This is a genomic window from Paraburkholderia sp. UCT70 (assembly GCF_050434085.1).
GTDB classification, from domain to species: Bacteria; Pseudomonadota; Gammaproteobacteria; order Burkholderiales; family Burkholderiaceae; genus Paraburkholderia; species Paraburkholderia tuberum.
This window is the reverse complement of the sequence record NZ_JBNPVZ010000004.1, coordinates 4073309-4097987: the sequence shown is the minus strand read 5'-3', so window position 1 is coordinate 4097987 and position 24679 is coordinate 4073309. Positions and strand designations below refer to the sequence as shown.

General features: G+C 64.0%; 22 protein-coding genes and 1 tRNA gene. 8 read left to right on the top strand and 15 right to left on the bottom strand.

The features are described 5' to 3' along the window. The first annotated feature begins 320 nt into the window (after window positions 1-320). Both OKW41_RS44635 and OKW41_RS44630 read left to right on the top strand, forming a co-directional pair. Window positions 321-1628 carry an MFS transporter gene (locus OKW41_RS44635; RefSeq protein WP_429452664.1) on the top strand — a complete coding sequence of 436 codons (1308 nt, stop codon included), beginning with the start codon at window positions 321-323 and terminating at the stop codon, window positions 1626-1628. 220 nt (window positions 1629-1848) lie between these two features. Beyond that, a complete protein-coding gene (locus OKW41_RS44630) occupies window positions 1849-2028 on the top strand; it encodes a hypothetical protein (protein ID WP_429452665.1) in 180 nt (59 codons plus the stop codon). A gap of 34 nt (window positions 2029-2062) precedes the next feature. Here OKW41_RS44630 and OKW41_RS44625 read toward each other — a convergent pair whose 3' ends face one another. After that, on the bottom strand, window positions 2063-2197 hold the full coding sequence (locus OKW41_RS44625; protein WP_260321106.1) for a hypothetical protein: 135 nt from the start codon (window positions 2195-2197) through the stop codon (window positions 2063-2065). A gap of 523 nt (window positions 2198-2720) precedes the next feature. Then, complete coding sequence (gene waaC, locus OKW41_RS44620) at window positions 2721-3725, bottom strand: lipopolysaccharide heptosyltransferase I (RefSeq protein ID WP_429576368.1); 1005 nt, start codon at window positions 3723-3725, stop codon at window positions 2721-2723. Between the two features lie 220 nt (window positions 3726-3945). Between waaC and OKW41_RS44615 the strand changes: the two genes are divergently transcribed. Further along, window positions 3946-5382 carry a chloride channel protein gene (locus OKW41_RS44615; RefSeq protein WP_429576367.1) on the top strand — a complete coding sequence of 479 codons (1437 nt, stop codon included), beginning with the start codon at window positions 3946-3948 and terminating at the stop codon, window positions 5380-5382. Between the two features lie 344 nt (window positions 5383-5726). On the opposite strand, the gene minE is transcribed toward OKW41_RS44615, so the two are convergent. The 10 genes from minE to OKW41_RS44565 all read right to left on the bottom strand — a co-directional run bounded on the left by minE (window position 5727) and on the right by OKW41_RS44565 (window position 15709). Then, window positions 5727-5981 (bottom strand): cell division topological specificity factor MinE, encoded by a 255-nt coding sequence (gene minE / locus OKW41_RS44610; protein WP_008922443.1) that lies wholly within the window; start codon window positions 5979-5981, stop codon window positions 5727-5729. 14 nt (window positions 5982-5995) lie between these two features. Beyond that, complete coding sequence (gene minD, locus OKW41_RS44605; protein ID WP_184065409.1) at window positions 5996-6811, bottom strand: septum site-determining protein MinD; 816 nt, start codon at window positions 6809-6811, stop codon at window positions 5996-5998. Between the two features lie 106 nt (window positions 6812-6917). Beyond that, entirely contained in the window at window positions 6918-7766 is an 849-nt protein-coding gene (minC, locus tag OKW41_RS44600) for a septum site-determining protein MinC (protein ID WP_429576366.1), read from the bottom strand. Window positions 7767-7974: 208 nt separating this feature from the next. Then, complete coding sequence (locus OKW41_RS44595) at window positions 7975-8508, bottom strand: GNAT family N-acetyltransferase (protein WP_429576365.1); 534 nt, start codon at window positions 8506-8508, stop codon at window positions 7975-7977. A gap of 92 nt (window positions 8509-8600) precedes the next feature. After that, window positions 8601-9386 carry a type I methionyl aminopeptidase gene (gene map / locus OKW41_RS44590; RefSeq protein WP_429576364.1) on the bottom strand — a complete coding sequence of 262 codons (786 nt, stop codon included), beginning with the start codon at window positions 9384-9386 and terminating at the stop codon, window positions 8601-8603. Window positions 9387-9808: 422 nt separating this feature from the next. Next, a complete protein-coding gene (locus OKW41_RS44585) occupies window positions 9809-10354 on the bottom strand; it encodes a hypothetical protein (protein WP_429576363.1) in 546 nt (181 codons plus the stop codon). A gap of 42 nt (window positions 10355-10396) precedes the next feature. Beyond that, on the bottom strand, window positions 10397-12004 hold the full coding sequence (locus tag OKW41_RS44580; protein ID WP_429576362.1) for a hypothetical protein: 1608 nt from the start codon (window positions 12002-12004) through the stop codon (window positions 10397-10399). Window positions 12005-12743: 739 nt separating this feature from the next. Next, window positions 12744-12834 (bottom strand) — tRNA-Ser (locus OKW41_RS44575). Between the two features lie 201 nt (window positions 12835-13035). Further along, on the bottom strand, window positions 13036-14331 hold the full coding sequence (gene serS, locus OKW41_RS44570) for a serine--tRNA ligase (protein WP_429576361.1): 1296 nt from the start codon (window positions 14329-14331) through the stop codon (window positions 13036-13038). Between the two features lie 64 nt (window positions 14332-14395). Next, entirely contained in the window at window positions 14396-15709 is a 1314-nt protein-coding gene (locus tag OKW41_RS44565; protein WP_429576360.1) for a replication-associated recombination protein A, read from the bottom strand. A gap of 212 nt (window positions 15710-15921) precedes the next feature. On the opposite strand from OKW41_RS44565, the gene cytX reads away from it, so the two are divergent. Continuing rightward, window positions 15922-17238: a putative hydroxymethylpyrimidine transporter CytX gene (cytX, locus tag OKW41_RS44560; RefSeq protein WP_429576359.1), complete on the top strand. Its 1317-nt coding sequence runs from the start codon at window positions 15922-15924 to the stop codon at window positions 17236-17238. A 120-nt stretch (window positions 17239-17358) separates the two neighbouring features. Here cytX and OKW41_RS44555 read toward each other — a convergent pair whose 3' ends face one another. Beyond that, window positions 17359-17547, bottom strand: coding sequence for a hypothetical protein (locus OKW41_RS44555; RefSeq protein ID WP_429452679.1), 189 nt, complete (start codon window positions 17545-17547; stop codon window positions 17359-17361). Between the two features lie 142 nt (window positions 17548-17689). Here OKW41_RS44555 and OKW41_RS44550 point away from each other — a divergent pair, with 142 nt between their 5' ends. Then, complete coding sequence (locus tag OKW41_RS44550; protein ID WP_429576358.1) at window positions 17690-17959, top strand: hypothetical protein; 270 nt, start codon at window positions 17690-17692, stop codon at window positions 17957-17959. Window positions 17960-18317: 358 nt separating this feature from the next. On the opposite strand, the gene lolA is transcribed toward OKW41_RS44550, so the two are convergent. Together lolA and OKW41_RS44540 are read right to left on the bottom strand one after the other, a co-directional pair. Continuing rightward, window positions 18318-19061: an outer membrane lipoprotein chaperone LolA gene (gene lolA / locus OKW41_RS44545; protein ID WP_429452683.1), complete on the bottom strand. Its 744-nt coding sequence runs from the start codon at window positions 19059-19061 to the stop codon at window positions 18318-18320. Between the two features lie 158 nt (window positions 19062-19219). Then, window positions 19220-21529, bottom strand: a complete 2310-nt coding sequence (locus OKW41_RS44540) for a DNA translocase FtsK (protein ID WP_429576357.1) — start codon at window positions 21527-21529, stop codon at window positions 19220-19222. Between the two features lie 391 nt (window positions 21530-21920). On the opposite strand from OKW41_RS44540, the gene trxB reads away from it, so the two are divergent. The 3 genes from trxB (at window position 21921) to OKW41_RS44525 (ending at window position 24666) form a co-directional block, all read left to right on the top strand. Beyond that, entirely contained in the window at window positions 21921-22922 is a 1002-nt protein-coding gene (trxB, locus tag OKW41_RS44535; protein WP_429576356.1) for a thioredoxin-disulfide reductase, read from the top strand. A 202-nt stretch (window positions 22923-23124) separates the two neighbouring features. Beyond that, the gene (locus OKW41_RS44530) at window positions 23125-23892 is read left to right on the top strand and encodes a Smr/MutS family protein (protein WP_429576565.1); all 768 of its coding nucleotides are present in this window, start codon (window positions 23125-23127) and stop codon (window positions 23890-23892) included. A gap of 114 nt (window positions 23893-24006) precedes the next feature. Next, window positions 24007-24666, top strand: coding sequence for a glutathione S-transferase family protein (locus OKW41_RS44525; protein ID WP_429576355.1), 660 nt, complete (start codon window positions 24007-24009; stop codon window positions 24664-24666). Window positions 24667-24679: the final 13 nt, after the last annotated feature.

Here is a 24679-nt window from a genome sequence, read left to right as displayed (position 1 = left end):
CGGCCACGCGCGAGCTACTCGAATCATCGCGCATAACTCATAACCCCCCCCCCCCCCGTTGCCGCGCAAACTTACGCCGCCATTGCTGCGCGACGAGCGCGCTCGCTATAATTTTCCGATTCCCCACGCCGGAGCCTTCCGGCATGGCTCACGCCGTCCGCACACCCGCCGGCGCGGCGCATGAGCCGACTGCAGTGCCGCGCCGCCACCCCGCGTGCGGCGCCCAAACCTATACCTCAACGAGGATGCCGCCGTTGCGCGCCGCCTGTCTGCGAAGCACGGGTCAGCGCGCCGCGGCCTCATACAATTGGAGACCCTGCATGTCCACTTCGCCGATTTCCGCCGCTCAGCCCGCAAGCGGGCAAAACAGTAGCGCGCGGATCATCTTCGCGAGCTTCATCGGCACCGCGATCGAGTTCTACGATTTCTATGTCTACGCGACCGCCGCGGCGCTCGTGATCGGACCGGTATTCTTCCCGCATGGCTCGGCCACCGCGCAGGCGCTGTCGGCGTTCGTCACGTTCGGCATCGCGTTCGTCGCGAGACCGATCGGCTCGTTCCTGTTCGGCCACTTCGGCGACCGCATCGGCCGCAAATCGACTCTGGTTGCGTCGCTGCTCGTGATGGGCCTGTCGACCACGCTGATCGGCTTCGTGCCGGGCTACGACGCGATCGGCAGCCTCGCGCCGATCCTGCTGTGCGCGCTGCGATTCGGCCAGGGTATCGGCCTCGGCGGCGAATGGGGCGGCGCCGCGCTGCTCGCCACCGAAAACGCGCCGGCCGGCAAACGCGGCTGGTTCGGCATGTTCCCGCAGCTCGGGCCCTCGATCGGCTTTCTCGCGTCCAACGGCCTGTTCTTCGCGCTCGCAATGTCGCTCTCCGACGAGCAGTTCCGCAGCTGGGGCTGGCGCGTGCCGTTCATCGTCAGCTCGGTGCTCGTCGCGCTCGGGCTGTACGTGCGGCTGAAGATTGCCGAAACGCCCGCGTTCCAGGTAGCGATCGAGCGCAAGGAGCGCGTGCGCGTGCCGATCGCGACGCTGTTCTCGCAGCACTGGCGGCCGACCGTGCTCGGCGCGCTCGCGATGGTGGTCTGCTACACGTTGTTCTACAACGCGACGACGTTCTCACTGTCGTACGGCGTCGGGTCGCTGCATATTCCGCGGCAGACGTTCCTCGGCCTGCTGTGCATCGCGGTCGTGTTCATGGCAATCGCAACGCCGCTGTCGGCCCGTGCGAGCGATCGCTTCGGGCGCAAGCCGGTGCTGATCGTCGGCATCATCGCGGCGATCCTGTCGGGCTTCACGATGGCGCCGCTGCTCGGCAGCGGCGAGCCGTTGCTCGTGCTGCTGTTTCTCGTGATCCAGCTGTTCCTGATGGGCGTGACCTTCGCGCCGATGGGCGCGCTGCTGCCGGAGCTGTTTCCGACCAACGTGCGCTATACGGGCGCCGGCGTCGCGTACAACCTCGGCGGGATTCTCGGCGCGTCGGTCGCACCGTATATCGCGCAGGTGCTCGCCGCGCACGGCGGCTTGGCGTGGGTCGGCGCGTACGTGTCGGTCGCCGCGGCCGTGAGCCTTGTCGGCGTGCTGTGCATGCGCGAGACGCGTGATGAGAGTTTGATGAAATGATGCAACGCGCATCGGCGGAACAACGCTTTCGTCGATGCGCGTTTGCCGAGGTTCGATCGATGCTGCACCCGCGCAGTTTTTACGCGTCTGCGGCGGCATGCAGCGGGCATTATTTCCTCGCTGTTTTCGCGGCCCGGCCCGGGTAAAACCCCCGCCTTGCGCGTCCTTTTGACTTGCCTATACTCCCTGACATAACCCTATAAGAAACGGGGAGATCCGCATGAACGTCCATCTTCACAATGCCGATATCGTGACGATCATCGCGCTGGCCTTGCTCGGCTCGCTGCTGCTCGCCCTGCGCTTCCGTCCGACGACATGGAAATCCATCGCGGTCGAGGCGCTAGCCGCGAACGCCGCGGCCATTGCCGCGGTGGTCGCGTTCGAAATGCTGGCCGCCTGAGGCTGGTGCTCCGGGCCTGAGCACCCCGCGCGGCTTAGCGGTAGTAGTAGCCGTGATGGTAGTAGCCACCGCCGCCGTAGTAATAGCCCGGCGCCGGCGCGATAACGCAGCCGCCGAGTGCCGATGCGAGCAGCGTGCCGGCCACGAGAGTCAGGATCAAGCGTTTCATGTTGTTCTCCATCGAGTCAGATTGATTCGAGCGCAAACCCCGAATGACCCGATTGGACACGATGCGCGCCGCAGCGAACGTTGCCATTTGTAAGGGTGCATCACCGAGCTGTTACAGGACCGGCGCGCTGGATCGGCACGTTCGATCGACCCGCCCCGCTGCCGCCGGATCGCGCCACCATGGCGGAAAACACCGCCTATACTCAGTTGAGCGCACTGTCGCGATAGAAACCTTGCTGGCCGCGCCAGCGTCGCCGCAATCGAGCGGTTCAACGCGCGCCGTGCGAGCGCCTCGATGCACCGCGGCGTATCAGCTTGCCGCCTTGGCGTCCGCGCATCGGACGCTTCGGCGTCCAACGAAAAGCGACAGTTTTAACAGACGTGTAATCGATTCCTCTCCGCCCGCTGTTCCCCGACACGGGCGTTCTTTGAGGCGCGACGATGCAGTCCCCGCCAGCAAGGGTGGACTACGCGTCGCGCCTCTTTTCTATTGCGCAAACGATTGCGCGAGCGCGCGAACGAACTCAGGCGGCGGCTGATCCGTGCTGCATCGCGAGCACCGGCTCTGCCACGTACACGTAGTCGATCGCTTCGAGCGCCGCGCTGATGGGCGGCACCGAGTGGCCGTCGCCGATCGAGGTCGAGCGATACGGTGCCTCGACGCCGCAATGCGATGGCGAGGTCGCGACGAAGATCATCACGGTGCGCTTCTGCAGCGCATGCGCGAGGTGCACGAAACCCGTATCGGTACCGATCACGAGCGCGCACGCGCCGATCATCTGCGCAACTTCGGTCACACTCAATGGCGGCAGCACGGTTGCGCCTGGCACCTGCGCGGCGATCTGCCTGGCTTCGGCAAGCTCACCGTCCGAACCCCACGGCAGCACCACACGGAAACCGCGCTCGCTCAACTCGCGTCCAAGCGCCGCCCAGTGCGTGAGCGGCCATTTCTTGTCGGCTTTCGAGGTGGCGTGAAAGAGCGCCGCGACAGGCGCGTCTTGCGTCGCGAACGGCTGCGGGACGGTTTCGGGTAGTTGCAGGTCGTAGATGGGCGGCCCTTCCACCTCGTAGCCGAGCGCCTCGCTGGCGCTGATGCGCATGCCGTGCCACGCGCTGCCTTGCGGACGTGGGCCGAAACGCCCGGTGTAGGCGAACGCGGCGCCACGCTCGCCCAGATCCTCGGATTGATAGCCGATGCGCCGCGACGAGCGCGCGAGGAAGGCGATGATCGCGCTCTTGTAGACGCCGTGAATGTCGATGATGTAGTCGTAGCGATACGCGCGCAACTCGGCGATCGATGCCCAGATCGCCTTCAGATCACTCCAGCGACGCGCCTTCTTGAAGCGGCGCAGCGGCGCGCACAGCACGCGATCGACGCCTTGGCTCCAATGCACGACTTGCGCAAATGCTTCATCCGCCGCCCAATCCACCTGAACGCCAGGAAATGCGCGTTTGATGTCGGCGACGACTGGCAACGCCTGCACGATATCGCCTAGTGAAGTGACCTTGACGATAAGGATTCGCTTCATTGAGGGTCTGTTCGTTGTTCGAAGTTGAAACTATTCTAGCTGACGCTTTTACCGATCCCCGCCAAATGGCCGTTGCGCGCGATCCGATTCTCAATACGGCACATTACAGCAAAAGGATATCCGCCTGACGATTCACTTCACTTCATTATTTCGAACATCTTTCACGTATTCTGGTCGGTCCCGCACGCTTTATACTTGGCGCTTTGCACGAATCTAATTCATGTCCCGGCCCTTCCCTTCCCGTTCGCCAACTGTCATGCGTCGCGCGAAACGCCTGTGGCGGCAATACGGCATCTTCTGGCTCGGTGCCATCGCCGTCGGCCTGGTCGCGGTGCTGTATGCGCGCCTGATCGACTGGGGGTATGACGCGTTTCTCGATGTCCGGCAGCGGTATGTGTGGGCGCCGCTCGTGATCACGCCCGCGGTCGCCGCACTCGCGGTCTGGCTCACGCGCAAGTTCTTTCGCGGCTCCGAGGGCAGCGGCATCCCGCAGGTGATCGCAACGCTGCACACGAAACAGCGCGGATACGGCGCGCGGCTGCTGTCGCTGCGAATTCTGCTCGGCAAAATCGGCGTGTCGTTTCTCGCGATTCTCGGCGGCTTTACGATCGGCCGTGAAGGACCGACCGTGCAGGTCGGCGCCGCGCTGATGTTCAATCTGCGCCGGTTCTATCCGCGCTCGAATGCGCAGATCGAACGGCAGCTCGCGTTGGCGGGCGCGGCAGCGGGTTTGTCGGCGGCGTTCAATACACCGCTCGCGGGCGTCGTATTCGCAATCGAGGAATTGACGCGCAGCTTCGAGGCGCGCACGAGTGGCGTGCTGATCACGGCGATCATCATCGCGGGTGTCGTCGCACTGGGCCTGAACGGCAACTACACGTATTTCGGCACGATCCAGATCGGCGCGCATTTTCCCGATCTGCTCGCCGTCGCGGTGGTGCTCACCGCGATCGTCACGGGAATCGCGGGCGGTGTCTTCGGCTGGCTGCTGCTCAATACCGCGCGCTGGATTCCGGAGCCGCTGCGTCAGTTGCACCGCGAGCGGCCGGTCGTGTTCGCCGCGCTGTGCGGCTTCGCGATCGCGGTGGTCGGCGTGATCTCGGGCGGCACGACGTTCGGCAGCGGCTATACGGAAGCGCGCGGCCTGCTCGAGGGACACGAGCAGTTGTCGGTGTTCTATCCGTTCCTGAAGATGATCGCGATGGTCGGCTCATACCTGCCGGGCATTCCGGGTGGCATCTTCGCGCCGTCGCTGTCGATCGGCGCGGGCTTCGGCAATCTGCTGCACATGGTGTTCGATTCGATGCAATTGCCGATGCTGATCGCGCTCGCGATGGTCGGCTATCTGGCCGCGGTCACGCAGTCGCCGATCACTTCGTTCGTGATCGTGATGGAGATGATCGACGGCCACGCGCTCGTGATTTCGCTGATGGCCACCGCGTTGATCGCGAGCCGAGTGTCCCGCCTGTTCGCGCCGCCGCTCTATGAGTCGCTCGCCGAGCGCTACGTGGCGCCGCTGCCGCAGCCCACGCCTGCGCCAGCGCCGGAAGTGCCCCAGGTCGAGGTGCCGGAAGCGGAAAGCGAGGACGGCGAGCCGGGCGCCGACGATGCCGCAGACGACATCACGACGGATACCTCCGACTCGCCGCGTCAGTAGACGACCACGCGCGGCGCATGCGCATACGGCGGCCGCGCCGGCACAACGACGCAGCCGGCCAGCATCGCCGCCAGGGCGGCGAGCACGAGCAGAATCTTTTTATGCGGCGTAACCGGTTAAATGCGCGAGGGCGACGCGAGGCTGACGTTGCGCATGTAACGGCCCCGCTGGAGTGCAACGGTTCATTTCGACCGGGAAATGGCGAGCGCCGTGGAGATGCGAAGAGACGGCTTCAGACAGAAGCCAGAGGACGAGCCGAACGCCGCACCGCATCACGTCGCTCCGACGCGACGCCATGCGACGTCCTGCACATGATGCGAGATGGACCGCGGTCCATCCGAAGCTCAGGCCTGGGGTATTTCGATCTTGACTTCGAGCACTTCGAGATCGTCCTGACGCTCGAGACTGACGCGAATATCGTCGTCGGAAATCTTCACGTACTTCGAGATCACGGCCACCAGTTCGCGTTGCAACGCAGGCAGATAATCGGCGGGCGCATGGCCGCCGGCGCGCTCGTGCGCGATGATCAACTGCAGGCGTTCCTTCGCTACCGACGCGGACTTCTTTTTCTCGCCCAGCAAAAACGAAAGAATCGACATTACGTGCGCTCCCCTTACTTGGTGCCGAAGAGGCGCTGCAGCAGCCCGGGCTTCTGGTAATCGACAAAGCGAAGCGATTTCTGCTCGCCGAGGAAACGCGACACGACGTCCTTATAGGCTTCGGCCACATCGGTGCCGTCCAGATGCACGGCCGGCAGACCCTGGTTCGACGCGTGCAGCACCGCTTCCGATTCCGGAATCACGCCGATCAGGTCGATGCGCAGAATTTCCTGGATGTCGGTCAGCGACAGCATTTCGCCTTCGCTGACGCGCTTCGGGTTGTAGCGGGTGATCAGCAGGTGCTCCTTGATCGGCTCCTTGCTTTCGATCGCGCGCTTGGTCTTCGACGACAGGATGCCGAGAATGCGATCGGAGTCGCGCACCGACGACACTTCCGGGTTCGTCACGATCAGCGCTTCGTCGGCGAAGTGCATCGCAAGCAGCGCGCCCGACTCGATACCGGCCGGCGAATCGCAGACGATGTATTCGAAGTCCATCGCAATCAGATCGTTGATGACCTTCTCGACACCTTCCATCGTCAGCGCGTCTTTATCGCGCGTTTGCGAGGCCGGCAGGATGAACAGGTTCTCGCATTTCTTGTCTTTGATCAGCGCCTGATTCAGATTCGCTTCGCCCTGGATCACGTTGATCAGGTCGTACACGACGCGGCGCTCGCAGCCCATGATGAGGTCGAGGTTGCGCAGGCCGACGTCGAAGTCGATCACGGCGGTCTTGCTGCCGCGCAACGCGAGGGCCGACGCAAAGCTCGCGCTCGTGGTCGTCTTGCCCACGCCACCCTTGCCCGAAGTCACCACAATGATTTTTGCCATTACCCTTACCTTGTGTTCGTCAAATGCGTCAATTGGTGCGCGGCCCGCCTCGCCGTGAAACGCCGCGTGCCGCAATCGCTCGGGGCAGCGCGCGTTTCGCGGCGCTTTACGTGAGCCGCAGCGGTTCGATCATCAGTTTTTCTTCTTCGAGCCAGATCTGCACCGGCTTGCCGAGCACGTCGGCCGGCAGCGGGTTCTCGGTCGTTCGATAGATGCCCGCGATCGAGATCAGTTCCGGTTCGAGACACGTGCAGAAGATGCGCGCGTCGTGATTGCCCTGCACGCCGGCCAACGCCCGGCCGCGCAGCGGCGCGTAAATGTGGATGTTGCCTTCCGCGATCACCTCGGCGCCGTAGCTGACCAGACCGAGCACGACCAGATCGCCTTTTGCGTAAATACGCTGACCCGAGCGCAACGGCTTGTCGACCACCATCGTTTGCGGCGACGTGGCAAGACGCACCGGCTCGGCGGCGGGCGTGGGTTCGACGGCGGCGGCAGCGGCCGTGCCCGTGGCCGCGCTGGCGGTTGCGGATGCAGAGCTGGCGGACGCGCTCGTGCCCGCGCTTGCTTCGGTGCCTGCCGCCGCGTTTGCCGCGCTCGCCGTGCTGTCCTCATCGGCCTGCTTCGCCGGCGCGCCGCGGCGATCGCGCGCTTCGAGCAGCGGCAATCCCGACTCCGTCGCCCACTGTTGCTCCGCATTCGCGACCACGCCGACCGGACGCATGCGCACGCTGTCGAGCAGTTGCGCGATGTCGGCGAGCGGCACGCGTTCGTTGCCGGCGAGACGCCGCACGTCGATCGCGACGACGTCGTTAGCGAAGAATTCGGGGGTCGCCTCGAAGCGTCGCGTCAGCTCGGCACGCATCGCATCGAGGTCGGTCGTTTTGACCACGAACATCAGCGCGTCGACAGAGCCGCTGCGCAGTTCGAAAAAGGGCGATTTCTTGGGCGACATAGCGTTCGGCGAAAAATTTTGCGTATTTTACAGGCGTACACGCGCGCGGCCACTATTTTTCCCGGGAGAATCGGTGCTCGCGCGCGGGCGCAACGCGTATCGTCGATGCGATCGACGCGCGACGGTGCGAAAGAAACGCTGGCGGGAAAAAGACCGTGATGAAGGGACGGCGAAGACAAGCGGCGCGCGCGACGCGCCGCTTGGGCGATCACTGCTGTAACACCTGCGAAGTAGTCGGCACGTGCCGCACCAGCAGACTTTCGACCTGCTCGGGTGCGCGCTCGACGCGCCGGTGCTCGCCGGTCGGGCCAAAGCCGAGCGCTTCGTAAAAGCGCATCGCGTTGCGGTTCGCGTCGGCGACCCACGCGTAGATTTCCGTGGCGCCCGCATTCGCGAGCCAGCTGCTCGCGGTATCGACGAGCAGCTCGCCGCCGCGCAGATGCCGCACGGCCGGCGCCACCCACAACTCGCAGACGAACGCGCGGCGCGCCGCGGTGTCGTCGAAATGCGCCTCGATCAGCCCGGCCGGATGACCCTCGGTATAGAGCAGGAATGCACCGACGGACTGCGAAACCGCGTGATTCGCCGCGGTCGCGTCGAAACTGGCGGCATCGACCGACAACGCCTCCTCGAGCGTCGCGCCGAAGGCGTACGGCGCCTCCCGCAGCGAGGCCGTGCGGAGTTCGCGAAAAACGGCGCCCTGATCAGCAGTGATGCGGCGAACGGTCAATGACGGACTCATGCAGACAAAAACCCCTGGAAACCCTAACGCGTAGCTTTAACCGAACCGGCCGGCGAGTCAAATTTATTATTGACCAGAATATGCGGTCCCGCTCACGGCGCGTCGTAGTCGCCCGTGCCGTCCGGCCACGGCGTCAGCAGTTCATAGCCGTCGTCGGTCACGGCGACCATGTGCTCCCATTGCGCCGACAGCGAGCGGTCCTTCGTGATCACGGTCCAGCCGTCGCGCTGTACCGACGTGCCGGCGCGGCCCGCGTTGATCATCGGCTCGATCGTGAAGACCATGCCCGGCTTCAGGCGCACGCCCTGCCCCGGCTGCCCATAGTGCAGCACCTGCGGGTCCTCGTGATAGACCTTGCCGATGCCGTGCCCGCAGTAGTCGCGCACGACCGAGAAGCCCTCGCGCTGCGCGACCTTCTGGATCGCGTGGCCGACGTCGCCGAGCGTCGCGCCCGGCCTCACCTCGCGGATGCCGGCCACCATCGCCTCGTAGGTCGTGTCGATCAGCGCACGCGCGACCGTGCTCGACTGGCCGACGCAGTACATGCGGCTCGTGTCGCCGAAATAGCCGTCCTTGATGATCGCGACGTCGATGTTGATGATGTCGCCGTCCTTCAGGATCTCGTTGCGATTCGGAATGCCGTGACACACGACATGGTTGACCGACGTGCAGACGGTCTTCGGAAAGCCCAGATAGCCGACGTTGGCCGGAATCGCTTTCTGCGTGTGGACGATGTAGTCGTTGCACAGCGCGTCGAGGTCGTCGGTGGAGACGCCTGCCTTGACGTGCTCGCCAATCATTGCCAGCACATCGGCCGCGAGGCGGCCCGCAATGCGCAGCTTCGCGATATCGTCGGGAGTCTTGTAGGTAATGGCCATGAATTCAGTCGATGTGAGTCGCGGGTCAAGCGCGAGATGACCCGCCGCGCCCGAAAGCCCGGCGGCCCGCAACCGCCGGTCGATTGGGCGATTTCGGGCAATTGTACAGAGGATCGCGGATGGACCCCGCGCAAATCGGCTGAAGCGGTGCGCTAGAAGCGGCGGTGGCGCTGTCGCGGCTTGCTGCGGGGCGCGCGCCCGAATCAGGATGACAGTTTTTGCGCGGCCCGTTGCGGGCCTGGGCGCTCGCATCGACTTAAGAGCAAAGGAACTCGAAGGATCATCGAGCCGGCAACGTCAATCGTTCAGCTTTCCATACTAAATTCCAGGCCTTCCGTCACGCCGCCCGCTGCGCCCCGCTCTTCGCCAAGTCGTGCGGAGCGCCTTCTCCGATGCATCACCGACGCTCTCGGCGATTTCGATCAGCCGCCGCCGCGGAACGCGCCACGTTCACCGCCGATCTCGACGCCGAGCGCAACCGCGGTGCGCAACGATGGCATCGACAGATCGATCGACGCAATTCGCGGCGGCGACACGGATTGGATCTGCCGCAGCGCACCGGGAAGCAGGTTGCCTCGCTCGGCGAGACGGCCTCGGCGATGGAGCAGCTCACCGCGATCGTGCAGCTCAACGCGAGCATTGCCGAAGAGGCGAGTGAACTCGCGCGCGTCGCGCGTGACGAGCATCGTAGTGAAATCGCGCAGGCGTCGCGTGAACAGAGCGATGGGATTCAGCAGTTGGGCATCGCGATCACGCAAATGGACGAGGTCACGCAACAGAACGCGGCACTCGTCGAGAAAAGCGCGGCGGCGGCCGCGTCGCCCGCGGATCAGGCGCGGGCGCTGAGGGAGGTGATGGAGGGGTTCGGGGTGGATGAGGCGCCCGCACCCCCGCCTCGATACTCCGAAGGGAAGATTGGGCGCCGCCGCCAGGCCCGGCGACACGTCGCTCTTGACACCGGGCGGCATCGACTACGGACGGGCGGAACCGCTTGCGTCGACACTCGCGGCCTAGTTGTCGGGATGGGCCGCCGTGAAGCTTTGGAAAGCACTGTAAGACGGATTCAGCGGTGAACCGTTGAGCATGATGCCGAAAGTCTGGTCGCCGCTGTCGAGCACGTAATACATGACGGACTGGATATTGTGCGTCTTGCGGTTCTGATAGTACTCGCCGAGCTTCGTCGAGATGTAGTTCGAACGATAGGCCTCAGTTTGCTCCGGTCCGGTGTTCCACTCGGTGACGATGAACGGCACGCCATACCGGGCCTTGCAATAGATCGGCAGATCGAAGCCTGGCTGCGCGCCGTCCGTACCGACGTCGAACAGATCGCCATACACCTCGTAGTTGTGCCACGTGGTGATGTCCCAGCGCACGGTCGGGTAACCGCCGCTACCATCCGGCTGCATACCGTCCCACAGCGCGTCCGCCGCGCCGATGTCGTTCACGCAGAAGTTGATGCCGCATTTGGCGTTGGACTGAACCGACTTCACGCCGTCGATCATCCCGCGCATCACGCCGCGCATCACCGGCCAGTTCGCGTTGTTGAAGTCCGACGCCCTCGTGCCCGCATAAGTGAAGTTGAGCACGGTGGCGTTCGTCCGCGTCAGCTCGTTGCCGCATTCGTAGATGGTCACGCCATACGGCTTCAGTGCGTTCGCGACGGCCTGGGCTACCGCGTAACCCTGGCTGTAAGCCGCATTCTCGCCAGCCCACAGGTTGCCGCTGGAGTCGTAGACGCCCTGGCCGATCAGCACGATCAGCGTCATCCCCGCCGACTGGAAAGCCTGCGCGAGTCCGATCACCGCGTTCAACTCGGTCGACGTGTTGTTGCAGCCGACGCGATAGCTCGTGCAACCCATGCCCTTCAGGATCGACACGATCTGTTGGGGCGTGTAGTTGTAGTCGAAGTGGCCGTTCATGCCGTAGAACATGCCGGCGGACGGTGCGATCGCGATGCGCGGATCGTTACAGGGCAGCCAATGGCCGGCGGTGTCGTTGTTCACGTAGAACTGGCCACCCGTGCCGCAATGCCAGATCTTGCCGCCGTACCACAACACGAGCGAGACGTTGTACGTGTTGCCGACCGTCGCCCCGTTGCGGTAAATGACGCCGTTAGTCAGCGTCCAGATTGCGCCGGACTTGTCGATGATGTACGGAGAAGCGGGCAGCGAGGTGCCGTCGGCCGAAGTGCCGCCGAGGCGCGGGTCGTTGCAGCCCACCCAGCCCGAGCCCGTCCATTCGTAGAACTGACCACCCGTACCTTCGTGATAAATCACGCCGCCGTAAAACAGCACGAGCGAGACGTTGTAGGTGTTGCCTGCCGCCGACCCGTTGCGGTAGACCGAACCTCCGGAAAGGGTCCAGACGTTGCCGGAGTTGTCCGTGATGGACGTGGCGGGCGGCATGGAGATGCTGTTCGGGTCGCTCGTCTTCGCAGTCGGCGTTGTATTGCTCGAGGCACCGGACGCACCCGAAGCTGCCGCAGCACCAGAAGCGCCAGTCGCAGCGGCTGCCTTGCCACTCGCGTCCGATGACCCACTGCCCCCACCACACGCGGCCAAAAGATAACTTGCGCTCAGGGCCGTCAGGCCCCCAATGAATTGACGTCGTTTTATCATCGCGGAGTAATTCCAAATGTCGGGAAAATTCCCGATAAAAAGACCAAAAGGTGGATTCGCTGTGATTCGACGGACAATGAATAAGGATTCGATGCAAATGAATTTGCAGGCCTTAAAGACTACTGTCCGGAAGTGCTTTGAACGCACGTCTGTGTTGTCCGATTGAACCGAGGCGCGCGAAGGTGCTCCTCGCGGTGGTTCAGATTGACAGGGCTGGGTGCGCGTTGGTTCGCAAACGTTTGCGTTGCAAACCTTTTACTGATTGATTGCCGAAGCTTTCATTTTCAGGAAAATTCTTCCTGTAAAAGCTTCTGACGGCGTAAATCGTACCCTGAACGAATGACCGAGCCCAGCCAAAAATCGTATTTATTTGTTAAAAAAGGCAGATCTTGCGAAGATCTGTGGGGTCGGCGAAGATTCGCACTTTCAGAAGTCGATTGGGGGGCGGGTCGCCCGCAAATTTTCTGACTTCGACCCCTTATAGCGTGCACCAGCCACACCCCGAATATGTCCGGTATATGAATTAGCGGACGGTGCAGCACGGATGACTTAAGATATTTGTATGGAAATGAGATGAAAAAGACCACGAGCAAGGAATGGCTCATGTAAAAAATTGAAACAAAGGATTTCGCCAAAATAGAAATGATGCTTGAAGAATTTCGAATTGCCTTGGCAAAGCCATTCGAGAACTCAAAGCAAAAACCCCTTGATCTCGGTGAAATCAAGGGGTTTCAGAATTTGGCGGAAAGGGTGGGATTCGAACCCACGGTACGGGGAAACCGTACGCCTGATTTCGAGTCAGGTACATTCGACCACTCTGCCACCTTTCCGGGTATTCCAACTCGCTACTGCATCGTCGGATCCAAGCGGGCCGTTGCTCGGGAGAAAAAGATTATAGAACAGCTCGAATCAGTTTTCCAAGCCCCCTCGTCGAAAAAACTTCTAAAGAATTTCGCGGGACCTCGATGCCGTTCGCGGCATCCATCGTCAGACACGCGACGACACCGCGCCTGCGCGCGCATCGGCGACGCTCAGGCCGCCGGCACTTGCAGCCGCTCGACGCCGCCGAGGTAAGGCCGCAGTGCCGTGGGCACCGTCACCGAGCCATCGGCGTTCTGGAAGTTCTCGAGCACCGCGACGAGCGTGCGGCCCACCGCGAGACCCGAGCCGTTGAGCGTATGCACGAGCTCCGGCTTGCCCTGCGCGTTGCGGAAGCGTGCCTGCATGCGTCGCGCCTGGAACGACTCGGTATTCGAGCAACTCGAAATCTCACGATAGGTGTTCTGCGCGGGCAGCCACACTTCCAGGTCGTAGGTTTTCGCTGCGGAAAAGCCCATGTCGCCGGTGCACAGCGTGATCACGCGATACGGCAGTTCGAGCTTTTGCAGAATCGCCTCCGCATGGCCGACCATCTGCTCGAGCGCGTCGTACGATGCGTCTGGCGCTACGACCTGCACCATCTCGACCTTGTCGAACTGATGCTGGCGGATCATGCCGCGCGTGTCACGGCCGTACGAGCCCGCTTCCGAGCGGAAGCACGGCGAGTGCGCGGTCAGCCTGATCGGCAGCGCGTCCGCTTCGACGATGCTCTCACGCACCGTGTTCGTCAGCGAAATTTCCGAGGTCGAGATCAGGTACTGCGTGACCGTGTGTTCACCGCCGCCCTTTTCGACGCGGAACATATCGTCCGCGAACTTCGGCAGCTGGCCCGTGCCGTACAGGATGTCTGGATTGACGATGTACGGCGTGTAGATCTCGGTATAGCCGTGCTGCTGCGTGTGCGTGTCGATCATGAACTGCGCGAGTGCGCGATGCAGCCGCGCGATCTGGCCGCGCAGCATCGTGAAGCGCGCGCCCGACAGCTTCGCGCCGGTCTCGAAGTCGAGGCCGAGCGGCGTGCCGACGTCAACGTGATCCTTGACCTCGAAGTCGAACTGACGCGGCATGCCCCAGCGGCGCACTTCGACGTTGCCGGCTTCGTCGTTGCCGACCGGCACGCTTTCGTGCGCGAGATTCGGCACGTCCAGCAGCAGATCGGACAGACGCTTCTGGATGTGTTCGAGCTTGACCGCCGACGCCTTCATCTCGTCGCCGATGCCGCCGACTTCGGCCATCACCGCCGACGTGTCTTCGCCGCGTCCTTTCATCGCGCCGATCTGCTTCGACAGGCTGTTGCGGCGCGCCTGCAGTTCTTCGGTACGGGTCTGGGTATCGCGGCGTTCCGCTTCGAGCGCGGTGAAGGCCGCGACGTCGAGGGTATAGCCGCGGTCGGCGAGGCGCTTTGCGACGCCGTCGAGGTCTTTGCGCAGCAGCTGGATGTCGAGCATGGGATGGGACGGATGTTCGTTGTATGAAAACGCGATTTTAGCGCACCGGCAAAGGTGAAACGCCTCAAGCCTTCTTCGGCTTGTTCTCGGCGCGCCACCGCGCATCGAGCTCGCCAAGGCGCGCGAGCTTCTCGCCGATCTTGCCTTCGAGACCACGCGGTGTCGGCTCGTACCAATGCGGCTCGCGCATGCCGTCGGGCAGATAGGTTTCGCCGGCCGCGTACGCATCGGGTTCGTCGTGCGCGTAGCGGTAGTCGTGGCCGTAGCCGAGTTCCTTCATCAGCTTCGTCGGCGCGTTGCGCAGATGCACCGGCACCGCGCGCGACTGGTCCTTGCCGACGAAGCGCCGCGCCTCGTTGTACGCGTTGTACCCGGCATTCGATTTCGGCGCGACCGCCAGATAGATGATCGCCTGCGCAAGCGCGAGCTCACCTTCGGGCGAACCGAGACGCTCGTAGGTTTCGGCGGCGTCGAGCGTGATGCGCGCGGCGCGCGGGTCCGCGAGGCCGATGTCTTCCCACGCCATGCGCACGATGCGACGCGCGAGATAGCGCGGGTCCGCGCCGCCGTCGAGCATGCGGCAGAACCAGTACAGAGCGCCGTCCGGGTTGCTGCCGCGCACGGATTTATGCAGCGCGCTGATCTGGTCGTAGAAGGCGTCGCCGCCCTTGTCGAAGCGGCGCAGATTCTCCGCGAGCGCGCTGCCCAATAACGCGCCGTCGATTTCGGTGGTCTTCTGCCGGGCGGCCGCGCGCGCGACGATCTCGAGGTTGTTCAGCAGCTTGCGGCCGTCGCCGTCGGCGGATCCGATCAGCGCGGCGCGCGCTTCGTCGGTGAACGTGAGGCCGCCGAGTTCCTTTCGCGCGCGCTCGAGCAGCTCGCGCTGTTCGTCGTCGGTCAGGCTCTTCAGCACGTAGACGGCGGCGCGCGACAGCAACGCGCTATTGACCTCGAACGACGGATTCTCGGTCGTCGCGCCGACGAACACGAACAGGCCCGACTCGACGTGCGGCAAGAACGCGTCTTGCTGGCTCTTGTTGAAGCGATGCACTTCGTCGACGAACACCAGCGTCTGATGGCCGTTCGCGCGATGGATCTGCGCGGTTTCGACCGCCTCGCGGATATCCTTCACACCCGACAGCACCGCCGACAACGCGATGAACTGCGCGTGAAACGCATCGGCCATCAGCCGCGCGAGCGTGGTCTTGCCGACGCCCGGCGGGCCCCACAGGATCATCGAATGGGCCTCGCCCGATTCGAACGCGACCCTGAGCGGCTTGTTCGGACCGAGCAGATGCGGCTGGCCGATCACTTCGTCGATATTGCGTGGCCGCAGGCGTTCGGCGAGCGGAACATTGGCACGGGTTTCTTCAAACATGACGTTTTGGGGATAATCTCTGCTTTCCGGGGCACGCACCGCTTCGGAGCAGCGCCTCGCGGGACAGGCGCAAAGCCCGCGCCCGGCCGGAAACACAGGCACGAACGCGGGCAACGTCCTGCATTATGACAGTGACGGCGGCCAGGCGATGGCCGACCCGGGGCGCCGGCAACGCAAAGAATCACAGCACCACCAACAGGAACGAACATCAGATGGCTCAAGATTCCGTCGCCGGCGACGCCGGCTCCACCTACGCGCCGCTCACGCCGGTGCCCGACGCGCGCCGCGCGTTTCGCACCGGCGACGCGTTCGCGCTGTGGTTCTCGCTCGGCATCGGCCTGCTCGTCGCCCAGGCGGGCGCGCTGCTGGTGCCGGGGCTGTCGCTGTCGCATGCGCTCGTCGCGATCGTGCTCGGCAGCGTGATCGGCGTCGTGCTGCTCGCGCTCGTGGGCGTGATCGGCACCGACACCGGGCTCGCGGCGATGTCGTCGCTGCGTCCGACGCTCGGCGTGCGCGGCGCGTCGGTGCCGGCCGTGCTGAACATGGTGCAACTGGTCGGCTGGGGCTCGTTCGAGGTGATCGTGATGCGCGATTCCGCCGATGCGCTCGCGAAACAGGCGTTCGGCCTGTCGATGCCGCTCGTGTGGACCGTGATCTTCGGCGTGCTCGCGACGCTGCTCGCGATCAGCGGCCCGCTGTCGTTCGTGCGGCGCTTTCTGCGCAAGTGGGGGATCTGGCTGCTGCTCGCGGGCGCCGCGTGGCTCACGTGGAACCTGCTCGCGCGCCACAATCTCGCGGACCTGATGCGTCGTCCCGGCACCGGCGAGATGTCGTTCGGCGGCGCGGTCGACCTCGTGGTCGCGATGCCGCTGTCATGGCTGCCGCTGATCGCCGACTACACGCGCTTCGGCCGCCGCGCCGGCGAGACGTTCCGCGGCACGCTATACGGCTATGGCATCGCGAACATCTGGTTCTATGCGCTCGGCGCGGTCTACGGGCTCGCTGCCGGCGGCGGCGATGCATTGCTGACCGGCGCGCTCGCGCAAGCGGGCGGCGGGTTTGCGCTGCTGCTGATTCTGATCGACGAAATCGACAATGCGTTCGCCGACATCCACTCGGCCGCGGTGTCGACCGGCACGTTCTGGACGCGCGCGAGCGTGCCGTTGCTGTCGGCCGCGTTCGGTGCGCTGTGCACGCTGATCGCACTGCTCGTGCCGATGGCGAAGTACCAGAACTTCCTGCTGCTGATCGGCTCGGTATTCGCGCCGCTGTTCGGCGTCGTGCTGATGGATCACTTCATCGTGCGCAAGCGTCGCGTCGACGCCGCGGTGCTCGCCGATGTGCGCGGCCGCTACGGCTTCTCGGGCGGCTGGCACCTGAGCGCGTTCGTCGCCTGGGCGATCGGCATCGCCTCGTACCAGGTGATCAATCAATGGCTACCGAATGTCGGCGCGACGCTGCCGTCGCTTGCGATCGGCGCGGTGTGCTATTACGCGTTCGTATCGGCGCGCAAGACCGCGTATGCGTGAGCGCGTCACCCTCAGCGCGTTGCATTAGACGCAGCTGTCACAAAATAAAAAAGACCTGCAATCCCAATTCAGGTCTTTTTTTGTGACCGTCGAACGGCCAATCACAGTGCGCGCCGCGGGCTATTTTTTCGCCGCTTTGCGCCGACGCGATTCGGCCTTGCGACACAGATCCGTGAGCAGCCAACGGGCGACGGTCTCCGGCCGATTCGGCGCGTACGAGGCGAATTTGCTCTCGTTCGCGAAATGGACGACGACGGTGCCCGTCATTACGCGATAAGTTCCGGCATGGTTTACGCCGTCCAGTTCCACGCTTAGCGCGTGGGTAGTTTCATATTCCGCGAAAGTCAAAATAAAAGCGATATCTCGAAACGAGACATTATCGCTACGATTTTTCGGAAGTCAAAAAAATATGCAATTCGTTGCATATTGAAATATTACCCGCCGGTAATTGTTGCGTTCTCCGCTTGAAAACCCAAATAACGGGCTGCCGGATACGTTAAATAATCTGACTGCCCTACTGCCGTTCAAGCCGGACCGCCGGCGTATCGGCGAAACGCTCAAGCGCGCGATTGCCTTCCCGATGGGCTTCGGCCTCATCGATAAAGGTTTTTTCACTATATGCAACGACCTTGAAACCACTTCCGGCCGAGCGCGGAACGGTTATTCCCCAATGCCACCCGCCCTCCTGCTGGAACACATGGAGGGACGGGGACAAGCGTGAATCGTGTGAAGAAGACAATCTCATGACATGCCTCACCTTTCCAGACATCCGAAGCGACAACCACCTTCGATTAGTTTAGGCGTTATTTTGTTGCATTGCAGCAAAAAATTGTTGGAGATTGCGGACCCAATCCTGGAAAATGATCGGACGCGCCAACTCCAGTCCATGAGCAATGCCGGTCTTTTCAGTCTCGCACTAAATCATTACGTCTGCCGGTACGACGATTTAATGTTCTTCGCGGCGCCGGGGGCGCATCCCTAAGCAATCCAGGCGCCGCGCGAAATCAAAAGCCGCGCTCGACAAGCGCGACTTCGCGGGCGTTTGCAAAGGCGCCGCGTGTCGGCGCCTACCGCGCGGTTTATCCGTTGATCACATCCGCGCCCTTCGGCACCGCGAACTTGAATGCATCGGGCGGCAGTTGCGGATTTTTCTGGATGTTCGAGAACGTGAGCAGCGTCACGTTACCGAACACGTCGTGCAATTCCATCGCTTCGAGATTGCCGTCCTTGAAACCGATGCCGACGCGCTCGAACTGCGTGTCCTTCGCCTTCGGCGTCAGTTCGAGCCAGTCGATGCCGGCCTTCACGCCCGCGTCGCGCAGCGAGAAGTTCTTGTCCAGATCGTTGCTGCCGAACAGGATCGCCGCCGGGCTTGCGCCGAGTGCGTTGCCGAGCGGGCGCACCGTCACCTGGTTCAGATCCTTGTCGTAGACGTAGAGCTTGTCGCCGTCCGCCTGCAGCAATTGCGAGTAGGGCTTCTCGTATTGCCAGATGAACTTGCCGGGCCGCGCGAACATGAACGTGCCGCTCGACGTGGTCGGCTTGGCCGGGTTCGCGGTGGACAGCGCGCCGCTCGCGCCCTGCGCCTTGCTCGGCGCGCGCACTTCCTGCTGCACGAAGGTGCCGCGCGCCGAATGGACCTGCGCGATGAATGCCTTCAGTTGCTCGGTGCCGCTCGCGAACGCGTGCGAGGCGACGAGCAGCGACGCACCGATCGCGACACTGCCCACGGCGCGCGCGATCTTGCGCATGCCGCGGGACACGCGCTCGCCGAGGCGCCCCGCTCGACGCTGTCGGGCATCCTGCTGCGCGATTGCTTGCATAGGTTTTTCTCCCTTGAATGAATTCGGTGATGGGCTGCGCCGGCTCGATGCACTCGCTGAACACAGAGCACAGAGTGACTGGCCCGGCGTCGAGCCGCAATGGAGCACCGGACGGTGCACGCGGCGTCGCTCGCGATGGCCGCAATGGCTCGTTGCGGCTATTCCGCCTCGCGCGCCGGCGCCAGGATCTCGCGATTGCCGTTCGACGACATCGCCGACACCACGCCCGAATTCTCCATCTGTTCGAGTAGACGCGCCGCCCGGTTGTAGCCGATGCGCAGGTGCCGCTGCACGAGTGAAATCGACGCGCGGCGATTCTTCAGCACGACGTCGACCGCCTGATCGTATAACGGGTCCGACTCGCCTTCGGTGGACGCGGTTCCCGCCGAGCCTTCGTCGCCCTCGCCGCTCGCGCCGCCTTCGAGAATGCCCTCGATATAGTTCGGCTCGCCCTGCTCCTTGAGCTTGTCGACGACGCGATGCACCTCATCATCCGAGACGAACGCACCGTGCACGCGCACCGGCAAACCGCTGCCTGGCGGCAGATAGAGCATGTCGCCCATGCCGAGCAGCGACTCGGCGCCCTGCTGGTCGAGAATCGTGCGCGAGTCGATCTTCGACGACACCTGGAACGCCATACGGGTCGGCACGTTGGCCTTGATCAGGCCGGTGATCACGTCGACCGACGGACGCTGCGTAGCGAGAATCAGATGGATGCCGGCCGCGCGCGCCTTCTGCGCGATCCGCGCGATCAGCTCTTCGACCTTCTTGCCGACGACCATCATCAGGTCGGCCAGTTCGTCGATGACGATCACGATGTTCGGCAAACGCGTCAGCGGTTCCGGATCGTCCGGCGTCAGGCTGAACGGATTCGGCAGCTTCTCTTCGCGCTTGGCCGCTTCGTCGATCTTGTTGTTGTAGCCGGCGAGGTTACGCACGCCGACCTTGCTCATCAGCTTGTAGCGGCGCTCCATTTCGGCGACCGCCCAGTTCAGCGCGTGGCCCGCCTGGCGCATGTCGGTGACGACCGGACACAGCAGATGCGGGATGCCTTCGTAGACGCTCATTTCGAGCATCTTCGGATCGATCAGGATCATGCGCACCTGCTCGGCGCTCGCCTTGTACAGCAGCGACAGGATCATCGCGTTGATACCCACAGACTTGCCCGAACCAGTCGTGCCGGCGACGAGCAAATGCGGCATCTTCGCGAGATCCGCGCACACGGGCTTGCCGCCGATGTCCTTGCCGAGACCCATCGTGAGCGGCGACGCGGCATCCGCATACACGGCCGAGCCGAGAATTTCGGACAGGCTCACGGTCTGACGGCGCTGGTTCGGCAGCTCCAGCGCCATGTAGTTCTTGCCCGGAATCGTTTCGACGACGCGAATCGACACGAGGGACAGCGAGCGCGCGAGATCCTTCGCGAGATTAACGATCTGACTGCCCTTCACGCCCGTGGCCGGCTCGATTTCATAGCGCGTGACGACGGGCCCCGGATACGCGGCGACCACGCTCACGTCGACACCGAAGTCCTTCAGCTTCTTCTCGATCAGGCGCGACGTGAATTCGAGCGTGTCCGCGGAAATGGTTTCCTGCGCGGCTGGCGCGGGGTCGAGCAGCGAGATGGGCGGCAGCGTGGAGTCGCCGGGCAGATCGGTAAAGAGCGGCACCTGGCGTTCCTTCTCGACACGCTCCGACTTCGCCGGCGTGGCGAGCGGCGGCACGATCACCACGGGCTCGTGCTCCTCGATGCGCACGCGGCCCTTCTCGACCTTGCCTTCGCGCTTCACGGCGGCCGCTTCGCCGAGCTTGCGATCGAGCCCGGCCTCGCGGCGCAGCTTCGCGAACGTCACCGCGGAAATGATCGATTCGCCGACCTTCTCCGCGACCGACAGCCACGAAAAACGGAAGTACAGCGACAGCCCGATCCCGAGACCGAGCAGCAGCGCGAGCGTGCCACCGGTGAAGCCGAGCGCATGCGAGATGCCGCGCGCGACAGCCTCGCCGATCACGCCGCCAGGCGCGCGCGGCAACTGCACCTTCAGCGACCACATGCGCAGCGCCTCGAGGCCGTTGCACGACAGCAGCACGAGCATGAACGCGAACGCGTCCGCGAGCCAGCTGACGCCGCGCGGCGCGTCGTCGTCCTGCGGCTCTTCGTTGCGGGTGATGCGCTTGTAGTTCGCGGAGATGTGGCGGCCGAGCAGCACGATCCACCAGTAGGCGGACAGGCCGAACAGCAGCAGCAGGATGTCGGAAGTCCACGCGCCGACGCGGCCCGCCCAGTTCGAGATATGGTCGACCTGCGCGGCATGGGTCCAGCTCGGGTCGTGCCTGCTGTAGCTGACGAGCGACATCAGCAGGAACACGCCGAGGGCCACCTGCAGAATCCAGCGGATTTCGGTGAAGAGGCGCGACATGCGGTGCGGCAATGCCTGCGCGCTCGCGGTATAGGGAGCTTTTGCCATTGATCCTGTTGCCTGGGGTAGCCGGTTCAGGCTGAAACTGCCGCCGGGAACGCGGCCCGAGCCTCGCCGCGCACGGCTTCGGGCCCGATCCCGGCTACCGGAAACTTCGATCCGGGCTATTGTAAACGCTGTGTCCCGCGCGAGGCTGTAAATGACGGTAACTTGGCTGTTTGACCACAGACGGATGCGCGAGGCGCGCTGAATTCGTCGTATCGCGCCGCGGGCTCGCCCCGAGCGCCCACGCCGCCACGCTATCGCGGCGATCAGAAAGCTTGATGGCGCAGCGGCACGCCCCGCCCTTTATAATGCCCGACTGATACCCATCTATAGTTTCAGCTCAAAAACGCACGGCTACGCAGCGGCGAGCCGCGCGCCGTACAAGGATTCGATCATGCCCGCAACTGCAACGAAACACGCCAAGGTTCTGATTCTCGGTTCCGGTCCCGCCGGCTACACGGCGGCGGTTTACGCGGCGCGCGCCAACCTCGCGCCGGTGCTCGTCACCGGCCTCGCGCAAGGCGGCCAGCTGATGACCACGACCGACGTCGAAAACTGGCCCGCCGACGCCAACGGCGTGCAAGGCCCGGAACTGATGGCGCGCTTCCTCGAGCACGCCGAGCGCTTCGATACCGAGATCATCTTCGACCACATCCACACGGCGAAGCTCGATGAAAAGCCGATTCGCCTGGTCGGCGATTCGGGTGAGTACACGTGCGATTCGCTGATCATCTCGACGGGCGCATCGGCGCAGTATCTCGGCCTGCCGTCGGAAGAGGCGTTCATGGGCAAGGGCGTGTCGGCCTGCGCGACCTGCGACGGCTTCTTCTACAAGCAGCAGCACGTCGCCGTGATCGGCGGCGGCAATACGGCCGTCGAAGAGGCGCTGTACCTCGCCGGCATCGCGAAGAAGGTGACCGTGATCCATCGCCGCGACAAGTTCCGCGCCGAGCCGATCCTGATCGACCGTCTGCTCGCGAAGGAGAAGGAAGGCGTCGTCGAGATCAAGTGGAACCATGTGCTCGAAGAAGTAACCGGCGACAACTCCGGCGTGACCGGCCTGCGCATCAAGCACTCGCAGACTGGCGAGACCACCGACATCGCGCTGCAGGGCCTGTTCGTCGCGATCGGCCACAAGCCGAACACGGACATCTTCGAAGGCCAGCTCGAGATGAAGAACGGCTACATCATCACGAAGGGCGGCCTGAACGGTTTCGCGACCGCGACCAGCGTGCCGGGCGTGTTCGCCGCGGGCGACGTGCAGGACCACATCTATCGCCAGGCGATCACCAGCGCGGGCACTGGCTGTATGGCCGCGCTCGACGCGCAGCGCTATCTCGAGACCATCAACGAGATGGCCGGCGAGCACGCGATGAGCGCGGAAGCGGACCGCTGATCCGCAGCGCGCTGCCGGATGGCGAGACGAAGTCCCGACAACGGCCGCGACAGTAGAATGACGGTGGCGCAGCGCTGCTGTCATTGGCTCACGAAGGCCGCGGCTGAAATGCCGGCGGCCTTTGTCGTTTTTGCCGCCTTGTCAATGTGCGTCGAGCGCGTTGGCAGCACCACCGACCGACCTTTCCGCCTGTATTGCCGACATGCCGAAGAATCTGCCGCATCCGAACGAACCGAAACGCCCGCAAGCCGCCACGCGTCCCGCGCCCGCAACGGCTGCGCCCGCCGTCGCACCGAAGCTCGGTCGCGCATCGGGGCTCGCCGGACTCGGTGCGTTGCGTGAAGCGTTGAAGGGCGAAGCCGAGCGGCGCGAGCGCGAACAGGCGGCGACGCGAGCGGCGCAGCGCGAAGCGGCCGCCGACGCCGATCTGTTCCGCCGTGAGATCGGCGAAGTCGCGCCGCTTGCGATTCCGCCGCGCGCGACGCTCACGCGCAATCCCCCGCCGCCGCTGCCGGTGCAGACGCTGCTCGACGAGGAGGCGGTGCTGCACGAAGCGATCTCCGACGAATTCGACCCCGAAGTGCTGCTCGAAACCGACGAAACGCTGTCGTATTGCCACCCCGGCGTGAGCCGCGACGTAGTGCGCAAGCTGCGGCGCGGCGACTGGATCGTGCAGGCGCAGATCGACCTGCACGGCATGCGGCGCGAAGAGGCACGCGAGGCGCTCGCGGAATTCATCCGCGAATCGGCCAAACGCGGCCTGCGCTGCCTGCGTGTGATTCACGGCAAGGGTCTGGGGTCGATCGGCAAGGAGCCGGTGCTGAAGGGCAAAGTGCGCGCCTGGCTCGTGCAGAAATCCGAAGTGATCGCGTTCTGTCAGGCGCGCCCGCATGACGGCGGCGCCGGCGCGGTGGTCGTGCTGTTGCAGCCGGGGTCGTTGCCGCCGCATGGGGCGAGCGCGAAGGTCTGAGGTCGATTTTTTCGGCCGTCGTTCGTCGTGGGGTAAACGGCCAGCCTGGCCGTCGCGCGGTGGCTCTCGTCGTCACCGCGTACTCGTGCCGTGCAACCGTCAAAGGTGATCGCGATGCCCCTGCAGCTTTATGCCCATCCGTTCTCGTCCTACTGCCAGAAGGCCCTGACCGCGCTGTACGAAAACGGTACGCCGTTCGAGATGCGCGTGCTCGCGCACGACGATCCAAAGGTCATGGCCGAATTGGCCGCGCTGTGGCCGATCAGGCGCTTCCCGGTGCTCGTCGACGGCGGGCGCACGGTGGTCGAGGCGAGCATCATCATCGAATATCTGGGCCAGCATTATCCGGGACCTGTCACGCTGTTGCCCGCCGATCCGCGCGTGGCGCTCGAGGTGCGCACGATGGACCGCTTCTTCGACAACTACATTTCGACTCCACAGCAAAAAGTCGTGTTCGATAGCCTGCGTCCCGAAGCCGAGCGCGACCGGCGTGGCGTCGCCGATGCGCGCGCGCTGCTGGACACATCGTACGCATGGCTCGACCGTCACATGGCCGAGCGCGAATGGGCCGCCGGCGACAGCTTCAGCCTCGCCGACTGCGGCGCCGCCCCGTTCCTGTTCTACGCCGACTGGACGCACCCGATCGACCCCGCGTTCGCGCACGTGCGCGCGTACCGGCAGCGGCTGCTCGCGCGGCCCTCGTTCGCACGCGCGGTCGACGAGGCGCGGCCCTACCGGCCGCTATTTCCGCTGGGCGCGCCGGAGCGGGATTGAGCCACGAGCGGCG

What these genes read in the sequence shown, in the direction of transcription:
- OKW41_RS44635 (WP_429452664.1), top strand. Translation starts at nt 321, where the DNA reads ATGTCCACTTCGCCGATTTCCGCCGCTCAGCCCGCAAGCGGGCAAAAC.
- OKW41_RS44630 (WP_429452665.1), top strand. Translation starts at nt 1,849, where the DNA reads ATGAACGTCCATCTTCACAATGCCGATATCGTGACGATCATCGCGCTG.
- OKW41_RS44625 (WP_260321106.1), bottom strand. Translation starts at nt 2,197, where the DNA reads ATGAAACGCTTGATCCTGACTCTCGTGGCCGGCACGCTGCTCGCATCG.
- waaC (WP_429576368.1), bottom strand. Translation starts at nt 3,725, where the DNA reads ATGAAGCGAATCCTTATCGTCAAGGTCACTTCACTAGGCGATATCGTG.
- OKW41_RS44615 (WP_429576367.1), top strand. Translation starts at nt 3,946, where the DNA reads ATGTCCCGGCCCTTCCCTTCCCGTTCGCCAACTGTCATGCGTCGCGCG.
- minE (WP_008922443.1), bottom strand. Translation starts at nt 5,981, where the DNA reads ATGTCGATTCTTTCGTTTTTGCTGGGCGAGAAAAAGAAGTCCGCGTCG.
- minD (WP_184065409.1), bottom strand. Translation starts at nt 6,811, where the DNA reads ATGGCAAAAATCATTGTGGTGACTTCGGGCAAGGGTGGCGTGGGCAAG.
- minC (WP_429576366.1), bottom strand. Translation starts at nt 7,766, where the DNA reads ATGTCGCCCAAGAAATCGCCCTTTTTCGAACTGCGCAGCGGCTCTGTC.
- OKW41_RS44595 (WP_429576365.1), bottom strand. Translation starts at nt 8,508, where the DNA reads ATGAGTCCGTCATTGACCGTTCGCCGCATCACTGCTGATCAGGGCGCC.
- map (WP_429576364.1), bottom strand. Translation starts at nt 9,386, where the DNA reads ATGGCCATTACCTACAAGACTCCCGACGATATCGCGAAGCTGCGCATT.
- OKW41_RS44585 (WP_429576363.1), bottom strand. Translation starts at nt 10,354, where the DNA reads ATGCCGCCCGGTGTCAAGAGCGACGTGTCGCCGGGCCTGGCGGCGGCG.
- OKW41_RS44580 (WP_429576362.1), bottom strand. Translation starts at nt 12,004, where the DNA reads ATGATAAAACGACGTCAATTCATTGGGGGCCTGACGGCCCTGAGCGCA.
- serS (WP_429576361.1), bottom strand. Translation starts at nt 14,331, where the DNA reads ATGCTCGACATCCAGCTGCTGCGCAAAGACCTCGACGGCGTCGCAAAG.
- OKW41_RS44565 (WP_429576360.1), bottom strand. Translation starts at nt 15,709, where the DNA reads ATGTTTGAAGAAACCCGTGCCAATGTTCCGCTCGCCGAACGCCTGCGG.
- cytX (WP_429576359.1), top strand. Translation starts at nt 15,922, where the DNA reads ATGGCTCAAGATTCCGTCGCCGGCGACGCCGGCTCCACCTACGCGCCG.
- lolA (WP_429452683.1), bottom strand. Translation starts at nt 19,061, where the DNA reads ATGCAAGCAATCGCGCAGCAGGATGCCCGACAGCGTCGAGCGGGGCGC.
- OKW41_RS44540 (WP_429576357.1), bottom strand. Translation starts at nt 21,529, where the DNA reads ATGGCAAAAGCTCCCTATACCGCGAGCGCGCAGGCATTGCCGCACCGC.
- trxB (WP_429576356.1), top strand. Translation starts at nt 21,921, where the DNA reads ATGCCCGCAACTGCAACGAAACACGCCAAGGTTCTGATTCTCGGTTCC.
- OKW41_RS44530 (WP_429576565.1), top strand. Translation starts at nt 23,125, where the DNA reads ATGCCGAAGAATCTGCCGCATCCGAACGAACCGAAACGCCCGCAAGCC.
- OKW41_RS44525 (WP_429576355.1), top strand. Translation starts at nt 24,007, where the DNA reads ATGCCCCTGCAGCTTTATGCCCATCCGTTCTCGTCCTACTGCCAGAAG.